At 52.5% G+C, this 8,716-nt stretch carries 10 protein-coding genes; 7 read left to right on the top strand and 3 right to left on the bottom strand.

The window, feature by feature from the left end; all coding sequences use genetic code 11:
* Positions 1-239: 239 nt before the first annotated feature.
* The 6 genes from VF260_00875 (at position 240) to VF260_00850 (ending at position 6,569) form a co-directional block, all read left to right on the top strand.
* A complete protein-coding gene (locus VF260_00875) occupies positions 240-854 on the top strand; it encodes a helix-turn-helix transcriptional regulator (GenBank protein HEX7055733.1) in 615 nt (204 codons plus the stop codon).
* Between the two features lie 27 nt (positions 855-881).
* Entirely contained in the window at positions 882-1,709 is an 828-nt protein-coding gene (locus VF260_00870) for a pyruvate, water dikinase regulatory protein (GenBank protein ID HEX7055732.1), read from the top strand.
* Positions 1,699-2,685: a class II fructose-bisphosphatase gene (glpX, locus tag VF260_00865; protein HEX7055731.1), complete on the top strand. Its 987-nt coding sequence runs from the start codon at positions 1,699-1,701 to the stop codon at positions 2,683-2,685. Before VF260_00870 ends, glpX begins: the two co-directional genes overlap by 11 nt.
* Before the next feature lie 221 nt (positions 2,686-2,906).
* Entirely contained in the window at positions 2,907-4,994 is a 2,088-nt protein-coding gene (locus VF260_00860; GenBank protein HEX7055730.1) for a beta-galactosidase, read from the top strand.
* Between the two features lie 70 nt (positions 4,995-5,064).
* Positions 5,065-5,862: a lipid II flippase Amj family protein gene (locus VF260_00855; protein ID HEX7055729.1), complete on the top strand. Its 798-nt coding sequence runs from the start codon at positions 5,065-5,067 to the stop codon at positions 5,860-5,862.
* Positions 5,863-6,008: 146 nt separating this feature from the next.
* The gene (locus tag VF260_00850) at positions 6,009-6,569 is read left to right on the top strand and encodes a superoxide dismutase family protein (GenBank protein HEX7055728.1); all 561 of its coding nucleotides are present in this window, start codon (positions 6,009-6,011) and stop codon (positions 6,567-6,569) included.
* Positions 6,570-6,641: 72 nt separating this feature from the next.
* Here VF260_00850 and VF260_00845 read toward each other — a convergent pair whose 3' ends face one another.
* From VF260_00845 to VF260_00835, 3 genes are read right to left on the bottom strand one after another with little or no spacing between them, the layout of a single operon-like run.
* Positions 6,642-7,124 (bottom strand): hypothetical protein, encoded by a 483-nt coding sequence (locus VF260_00845; GenBank protein ID HEX7055727.1) that lies wholly within the window; start codon positions 7,122-7,124, stop codon positions 6,642-6,644.
* A 19-nt stretch (positions 7,125-7,143) separates the two neighbouring features.
* Positions 7,144-7,293, bottom strand: coding sequence for a hypothetical protein (locus tag VF260_00840; GenBank protein ID HEX7055726.1), 150 nt, complete (start codon positions 7,291-7,293; stop codon positions 7,144-7,146).
* Complete coding sequence (locus VF260_00835; GenBank protein ID HEX7055725.1) at positions 7,287-7,442, bottom strand: hypothetical protein; 156 nt, start codon at positions 7,440-7,442, stop codon at positions 7,287-7,289. The genes VF260_00840 and VF260_00835 overlap by 7 nt, the downstream gene beginning before the upstream one ends.
* Before the next feature lie 445 nt (positions 7,443-7,887).
* On the opposite strand from VF260_00835, the gene VF260_00830 reads away from it, so the two are divergent.
* A partial coding sequence (locus tag VF260_00830) for a polysaccharide deacetylase family protein (GenBank protein ID HEX7055724.1) occupies positions 7,888-8,716 on the top strand: 829 nt, incomplete at its 3' end.

Genomic DNA, 8,716 nt, shown 5'->3' with positions numbered 1-8,716 from the left:
GTGTTGGCGCAAAAAATCGATCCCAACAATACGCTTCACTTGCTGCGATTGTGGGGAATGTTTCGGTAAATGAAAACTGCGCATTCGTTAGGTACGCGTCAAATGATGCGTATTTTTTTTATATTATTCAACTTTGTGCGCAATATTTTTTATTTATTGCGCATTAAATAGAGAAGTGCTATAACATATATATGAAAGTTTACCGGAGGTGAACAATCATCGAATTAACCGATCGGCAATTGGAGATCGTGAAGCTAGTCAAAGCGCATGAGCCGATAACCGGCGAACAGATATCCGAAATGCTCGGGGTGGGCAGAACAACGATCCGCTCCGATCTCGCCATTTTGGTGATGATCGGGCTTTTGGACGCCAAACCGAAAGTCGGATATTTCCTGGGCGAATCCGCCGAGGCGGGCTCGCGGGTTTCCGAAGCGTTAACGGGATTAAAGGTGAAAGATGTGCAATCATCTCCGGTGATCGTCCGCGAAACGGCCTCCGTGCATGATGCGGTCGTTTCGCTGTTTATCGAAGATGTGGGCAGCCTGATTGTAACCGATGCGGACGGGAAACTTTCCGGCATCGTTTCACGCAAGGATTTGCTAAAAATGACCGTCGCCAATCCGAATGCGGCAAACACGCCGATCAGCCTGGCCATGACAAGGATGCCGAATGTCATCACGGTAACGCCGGAAGATCCGGTTGTGGAAGCGGCGCGCAAAATCATGCTGCATCAGGTCGACTGCCTGCCCGTATGCAAGCAATCGGGCGAAGGAGAAGGATTAGAGGTTGTCGGCAGAATTACCAAAACAACGTTGGTGAAATTGCTGTTGCGGTTGGCGAATGTTGCCATGTAATTTGATCAGACCATTCGAGGTGCGGGAATGAGCCATACTGAAATGATCGTTTTCGTTTGCTCCGACGCGGTCGGAGAAACTGCCGACGCTGTAGCGCGGGCCACGCTCCGCCAATTTTCCAATCAAAATGTGAAAATAAAACGATTCAGCAATATTCGCGACGAGGACGAAATTCAGGCGATTGTGGAAGAAGCGACGAAGAACCAGGTATTTATCGTCTATACGCTGGTGCTTCCCGAATTGCGGGAAATGATGAAAAAGGAGACCGCCCGCAAAAATGTGCGGTCGGTTGATATCATGGGGCCGATGATGCAGGCGTATATCGATACGTTCAACGATTCGCCGAAGCGGGCCGCGGGACTGTTGCATACGCTGGACGAAGATTATTACCGCCGCGTGGATGCGGTGGAATTCGCCGTTAAATGCGACGACGGCAAAGATACGAACGGACTGCTGCATGCGAATATCGTGCTGATCGGCATTTCGCGCACTTCCAAAACGCCGCTCAGCATTTATATGGCGTATAAAGGCTTGAAAGTGGCAAATTTTCCGTTGGTGCCGGAGGTCAAACCGCCGGCTGAACTGTTTAAGTTGCCGCCGCAAAAAATTTTCGGGCTGGTGATCGATCCGCACAAAATGCTCAAGATCAGGGAGATCCGGTTGCAATCGGCCGGCTTGCCCCCCAACGCAAAATACGCAAGCTTGCAGCGCATTTCCGAGGAATTGGAATTTGCCGCCGACATTATGAGGCAATTGCGGTGCCCGGTCATTGATGTGACGGATAAGGCGATCGAAGAGACGGCAGAGTACATTATTTCACGCTATTTGGAAGGGAGAGAGCAGCATGGAGCGTGAATTGGCGCTGGAAATTGTCCGCGTAACGGAGATGGCTGCGCTTGCTTCGGCGCCCTGGATGGGCCGGGGAAACAAGATGGGCGCCGATGACGCGGCAACGACGGCAATGCGGAAAATGTTCGATTCCGTTTCGATTAACGGAACGGTCGTAATCGGCGAAGGAGAAATGGATGAAGCGCCGATGCTGTATATCGGAGAGAAAGTCGGAAATGCGGACGGGCCGGAAGTCGATGTTGCCGTCGATCCTTTGGAGGGCACCGAAATTGTGGCCAAAGGCTTAAACAACGCTTTGTCGGTGATCGCGATCGCCGATAAGGGAAATCTTTTGCATGCGCCGGATATTTATATGGAGAAGTTGGCGGTCGGTGCGGAGCTTGCCGGAAAAGTTTCGTTGGATGATCCGATTGAACGGACGCTTGCAATCGCGGCACAACATCTGCATAAAAAAATAACCGACTTGACCGTCTCGGTGCTTGACCGGGAGCGCCACGCCGAGTTGGTCGCCAGATTGCGGAAATCCGGGGCGCGCATCAAGCTGTTGAGCGACGGCGACGTAGCCGGGGCGATTGCCACGGCGTTTTCCGAAGCGGGCGTTGATCTGTATGTCGGCTCCGGCGGCGCGCCGGAAGGGGTTTTGGCCGCGGCGGCGTTAAAATGCCTGGGCGGCGAAATTCAAGGCCGTTTGCTGCCGGCTACCGCGGCTGATGTCGCACGTTGTGTGGAGATGGGCATTGCCGATCCGGGCAAAACGTTGTTCATGGACGATATGGTTGGCTCCGGGGACGTTATTTTTGCGGCAACCGGGGTGACGCCGGGGGACTTTTTGCAGGGGGTGCGTTTTTTATCCGGCGACAAGGCGGAGACGCATTCGATCGTCATGAGGGCGAAAACGAAGACCATCCGGTTTATTCGCTCGCAGCATTTTTTGCCGAATAAAGCCGCTTTTTTGCAAGGGGAACAATCACAAGCCGTATAAGCGCATATGTTCATAAAATAAACTGCCTCCGCGGGCGGATGACGCCGGGAGGCTTTTTTCATGCCTTTACCCGTTTTTCCCGTTCATTTTTCCGCAGACGATACGCGGGTTTGTGCATATTGACAGGAACAGCCCTGGCGCGTTACGCTCAATCCAAGCCGGAAGAAAACAAAAAGTTACCGGCAAATACATATGAAACCAGTTTTAAGGAGCGGTATGTTATGAACAAGCGATACGCCCCGATCAGCCCGAAAGTGCCCCGCTTTTTGCATGGCGCCGATTATAACCCCGATCAATGGCTGCATGATCCGGCCATTTTGGATGAAGACATTCGGCTGATGAAGCTGGCGAAGTGCAATGTCATGTCCGTGGGCATTTTTGCCTGGTCCAGGCTGGAGCCGGAAGAAGGCGTATTTGATTTTGCCTGGCTAGACCAAGTGCTGGATCGACTTGCCGAAAACGGCATTTATGTGTGGCTGGCCACGCCGAGCGGGGCGCGACCGGCCTGGATGTCCGCCGCCTATCCGGAAGTGTTGCGCGTAGGTCCGGACCGGGTCAGGATCCGGCACGGGGGGCGCCATAATCACTGCTACACGTCGCCGGTTTATCGGGAAAAAGTGGCTTGCATCAACCGCAAGCTGGCGGAACGTTACGCGGCTCATCCGGCGGTTATCGGTTGGCATATCTCGAATGAGTATGGCGGCGAATGCCATTGCGAATTGTGCCAGGCGGCTTTTCGCCAATGGCTCAAGGCGAGGTATGGCACATTGGAGGCGTTGAACCATGCCTGGTGGACGGCTTTTTGGAGTCACACCTTTACTTCGTGGGAACAGATTGAGTCGCCGGCGCCGCACGGTGAAATGATGCTGCACGGACTCAATTTGGATTGGAAGCGGTTCGTGACGGATCAAACCGTTGACTTTTGCCGGCACGAAATCGCGCCATTGAAAGCGATCCGCGCCGATTTGCCGGTGACCGCCAACATGATGGAAGCATATGAAGGATTGAATTACTGGAAATTCGCCAAGGTGCTCGATGTCGTCTCATGGGATGCTTATCCGGCATGGCACGATGAGCCGAGGCAGACGGATATCGCGGCCTGGGCCGCGCTGAATCATGATATGTTCCGCTCCTTGAACGGGGGCAAGCCGTTTGTGCTGATGGAAAGCACACCGAGCCTGACAAACTGGCAGCCCGTGAGCAAACTGAAGCGGCCGGGAATGCATCTTCTGTCCTCGTTGCAGGCTGTCGCGCATGGAGCGGATTCGGTCCAATACTTCCAGTGGAGAAAAAGCCGCGGGGCAAGCGAAAAGTTTCATGGCGCGGTGATCGATCACTGCGGGCACGAACATACCCGGGTATTTCGCGATGTCGCGGAAGTCGGCGCTGTTTTGGAGAAGCTGGATTCCGTCCGCGGAACGGCTGTCCACGCGGAAGCGGCGGTCATTTTCGATTGGGAGAATCGGTGGGCGGTCAAGGATGCCCAAGGTCCCCGCAATATTGGCCTTCACTACGAGGAAACGGTGTTAAGCTACTACAAAGCGTTGTGGGAGCTGGGAATCGCCGTCGATGTGGTTGATATGGAAGCGGATTTCAGCAAGTACAAGCTTGTTGTTGCTCCCATGCTGTACATGGTGCGCCCGGGCGTTGGCGCGGCGATTGAACGTTTTGTCGAGCAAGGCGGCATATTCGTCGCCACGTATTGGTCGGGAATTGTTGATCAGCATGACCTTTGTTTTCTTGGCGGCTTTCCGGGACCGTTGCGCCGCGTTCTCGGCGTCTGGGCGGAGGAAGCGGAAGGATTGTATGACCATGACCGGAATTCGTTGCGTTTTCAACCCGACAATAAGCTGGGATTGAGCGGCTCGTACGAAATACATGAATTTTGCGAACTGATTCATGCCGAGACAGCGGAAATTGTTGCGGTGTACGAGGACGATTTTTACGCCGGTCGGCCGGTAGTGACGGAAAACGCCTATGGACTGGGTAAAGCTTACTATGTGGGAGCGCGAACGAAAGAGCCGTTTTGCGCGGATTTCCTTCAGGCTATCGCCAGGGCAGCCAAAGTTCAGCGGGCATTGAACACGACGCTTCCGCCAGGGGTAACCGCCCAAGTTCGCGAAGACGATGCCTATGAATACGTATTCGTTATGAATTTTAGCGGGCAGGAGCAGCAGGTGGCTTTGGACGAAAGGGATTATGTGGATTTGCTGACCGCGGAGCGGCTTCCGTCAGGTTCCGTCTTGCGCCTTGCGGTGCATGGAATGCGCTTATTGAGAAGAAATATATTTCGCTTGCGCATTGGCTGACGGAACGTTACTGCCTGTATTGCCTTGATAAGCGTGGAGTCGCATACGCGTGGGTGAAGGAGGATTTCGCATGCCGGAAAAAATCGTGCTCGTCTTTTTGTGCACGCTGATTATTCATGCGGTCGATACGCTTTCTTATGCCGTCAGGCTGGCCGGCGTGCGCACGGGAAAACTTGCCGTTTCCCTATCGCTTACAGGCATGATCGTGCTTGTTTCGCGCACCTCCAACATGATTCAGGCGCCGTTCGCGGGAAAAATTATCGATATGGCGAGAAAATCCGCCAACTTTGATCCGGAATTTGTTTTTCGCATCATTATCGCCGCCTCTTCGTTCGGCACCATATTGGCGATTTTATTGTTTCCGACAATCGTGAACATCTCGGCGAAGGCGATCGACCGTCTCGAGGTGGCGGGCTCCATCCCGCAATTGCTCCGCGCGTCGGTGCAAATCGACAAACTGAAGCGGGTCCGCGGTTTTTTTGTGCCGCCGAAATGGGAAATGCTTTCGCGCATGCGGCTTGGCGGCGTCCCCAAACGGCTGATGCTGTTAAATTGCGTCGTCACGGCCGTGTATACGATCGGTGTGCTGTCGGCGCTGTATGCGTCTTATCTTGTGCCGGAATTGGGCACGGCAACATCGCAGTCGTCGGGTTTGATCAACGGTTTCGCCACCGTCATCCTGATTGTCCTGATCGACCCGCAAGTGGCGCTGCTAACAGACAGAACAATACGCGGCGAAAGCAGAAAGTCGGAATTGAATAAAATGTTCGCAACGCTGATGCTGTCCCGGTTTGTGGGGACTCTTTTGGCTCAGCTGATCTTTGTGCCGGCAGCGTTGTGGGTGATTTGGCTGGTGCGGCTGTTATAACGATGAAAATCGGTGTCATCCCGCCATCGGTTGGTCGGCAGCGTACGCGCATGCCCAGGTCCAAATGCCCACGGCCATTGACTGAAAAACGGGAAAAAGGACAATACTGTCAATGTACGATTTCCCAAGGAGGAAGATTGGCGCCGATGAAAAAAATTGGCTGGCTGTTGGTTGCCTGTATTTCGATGGTCGCGGCGGGAGGAGGATGTTCGGCGAAAGAGGCGCTTGCTCCGATAAAGGCTGCTTCCGCGCCCGATGCGGTTGCCAATTTGCTTGATCAAAGCGGCAAGCAAATCGGCACGGCTACTTTGCGGCAAACGGCAAAAGGAGTAAGCATCGTGCTGCAGGCTTCCGGATTGCGCCCGGGCCTGCATGCGTTCCATGTGCATGAAAAAGGCGTTTGCGATCCTCCGGATTTTAAGTCGGCGGGGGAACACTTCAATCCGTTCCACCGCAAGCATGGGACGGATAATCCGCAAGGATTTCACGCCGGAGATTTGCCCAATGTTGAAGTAAAAGCGGATGGAACTTTGCACGCGGAGATTATTACCCCCAACGTTACGCTGGCAAAAGACAAGATCAATTCGCTTTTGCAAGCGGGCGGCACCGCATTGATGCTCCATGAAAAGCCGGACGATTATTTTACGGACCCGGCAGGCGACGCGGGGAAGCGGATAGCTTGCGGGGTTGTCAAACCTGCGCGTTGAAAAAGAAGCCGTTTTCGGCTTCTTTTTCCATGTCCGGGCGCTTAAGGGGCAAATCGTGGGCCGTGAAGTGGCTCAATCTCCAAATGTTGACGACCAATTTTGCACCTGCTGCAGCCGCATAAATTCGTTTTTCTTCAAATCCTGGCGAAATAATCCGTAAAAATACGCCGCTTCATAAAAGTTCAAACCGGGGTGGCACGTTAATTTATCCATGACGTACGGGTTATTAATGAGAATTTGCCATTCGCCTTCCCGTTTGTCGACGGGCACGGTTTGCAAAATTTCCGCTTTTTGCTGCGCGGTTGCGAGCAAACGCTCCCAAAGGCCGTCCCAGGCCGGGCTAATGCGGCGGGGGCGCGGCAGCGTTCGTTTGCCTTTGCGGATGGTCCGCAGGATGGTTTTCGCTTCATCGTCGCCGTATTGTTTCATTTTTTCCTGCAGCAATTGCAAAAATGTGCTGAATGCCGTATATCCGCCTTTGCGTATGGATATTCGCCATTGTTTCAAATCTTCGTATGTTTTGGCGGCTTCCAATTGTTCAAGCAAGTTGGCCATGGTGCATCTCTCACCTTTTCTATTGTAAATTGACGGTTTCGTTGCGGATCATCTGCTCCAATTTTTCGATTAATTTGCGATGGATCGCGGGGGTTTTGCCCCAAATCGCCCACCGCCTTTTTTTCTTCAGCAATTGCAGCAAATATTTTTTTTCCTCCAGCGTCAACATGGGTATGCCTCCTCGTCGTTTATTTCCGCTTTTCGCGCAAACTCCTGTTTGATTTCCGCAAGCAGCGAAGCATCGCGCAAAACGTCAAATGCGGTTGCCGCGAGAGCTTTTCCGCCAAGCAGCATGCCGGCAAATGCCCGATCCCGCAATGCCGCGTCGCGGAACTCGACGGTATGCAGTTGATAGGGAGCATCGACAACTTTGACGTTTGCCCAATTCCGGGTTCAGGCCGATTGTCCGGGCAACGTCGATCCATGTTTGGCTATTCGCATCTATTGCGGCAAAAATCTGTTGTTTCACGGCATCCACGCTCCGATATGCTGCAAATCCACTTTCTATTATGATATAAAATAGCCGGCGGCGCAAAGCAAATGCGCAAACATTCGCGGACGCCCAAGCTTGCCCGTTTTGCAGGAAAACGTAATCATTTAACGAAATAAATAATAGACATGAGGAGAATGGGAAAAATCGAAAAATGAGGATTTTCACGCTTCCACGCTTCGCAAAAGGTGTTATAATCAGTAGAAGAGGGCACCATGACAATATTCGACACATTCTCTGTTTAATGAGCTGGGCAAAGGTGGGGAACGTAAGATGACCAAAACATTGCTCTGGATAGCGATATCGATCTTGGCCGTCTATGCGCTTATCCCTGGAATCATGATCCGCATGTTTGGCTATCGCGCATTCAAGCGGGGGAGCAGGCAAAACGATCTTGCGCTGACTTTTGACGACGGGCCTGACGAAGTCTATACGGGGCGCCTGCTGGACATGTTGCAGAAGCATAATGTCAAAGCGACGTTTTTTGTAGTCGGAAAAAATGCGGAAACGCATCCGGAATTGATTTTGCGGATGCATAAGGAAGGTCATACGATCGGGATTCATAATTATGTTCATCATACGAATTGGCTGCTTTTGCCGCAGCAAGTGCGCAGGCAAATTGAGCAAACTGCCGAAGTTGTGCGGCGGATTACCGGGAATGCGCCCATTTATTATCGTCCGCCGTGGGGAATCATCAACGTCTTTGATTTTATGACGCTGCGCAAGTTCCGCCTGATCCTCTGGTCAAGGATCGTGGGCGATTGGCGCAAAAACAACGACAAAGCCAAATTAAAGCGCAAACTGATCAAGCGGCTGAAGGGCGGCGAAGTCATTGTGCTGCATGACAGCGGCGAAACGTTCGGAGCGTACAGGCATGCGCCGGAGCAAATGCTGCAAGCGCTGGATGAATATTTGCAGGAAGTAAAAGGAAAAGGCTATTCGTTTGTAACGATTGACGAAATGTTCCGTAACTCGCAGGCGAAAACAGAGGAAAACGGCGTCGGGAGCCGCATGTTCATTTTCCTGTTTATGCAATGGGAAAAATTGTTTCACCTTCTGTTTAAGGTCAAGAAAGTCGATCCGGAAAATCCGATTTTGCAAG

It is taken from the genome of Bacilli bacterium, from assembly GCA_036381315.1.
Classification (GTDB): domain Bacteria; phylum Bacillota; class Bacilli; order Paenibacillales; family KCTC-25726; genus DASVDB01.
Note: the sequence above shows the minus strand (reverse complement) of the source record. Positions and strands in the feature narration are given on the sequence as shown.

Bases quoted from the DNA above. Each gene is read 5' to 3' on its own strand.
- VF260_00850 (HEX7055728.1), top strand. From the start codon at position 6,009: ATGAAAAAAATTGGCTGGCTGTTGGTTGCCTGTATTTCGATGGTCGCG.
- glpX (HEX7055731.1), top strand. From the start codon at position 1,699: ATGGAGCGTGAATTGGCGCTGGAAATTGTCCGCGTAACGGAGATGGCT.
- VF260_00860 (HEX7055730.1), top strand. From the start codon at position 2,907: ATGAACAAGCGATACGCCCCGATCAGCCCGAAAGTGCCCCGCTTTTTG.
- VF260_00840 (HEX7055726.1), bottom strand. From the start codon at position 7,293: ATGTTGACGCTGGAGGAAAAAAAATATTTGCTGCAATTGCTGAAGAAA.
- VF260_00870 (HEX7055732.1), top strand. From the start codon at position 882: ATGAGCCATACTGAAATGATCGTTTTCGTTTGCTCCGACGCGGTCGGA.
- VF260_00845 (HEX7055727.1), bottom strand. From the start codon at position 7,124: ATGGCCAACTTGCTTGAACAATTGGAAGCCGCCAAAACATACGAAGAT.
- VF260_00855 (HEX7055729.1), top strand. From the start codon at position 5,065: ATGCCGGAAAAAATCGTGCTCGTCTTTTTGTGCACGCTGATTATTCAT.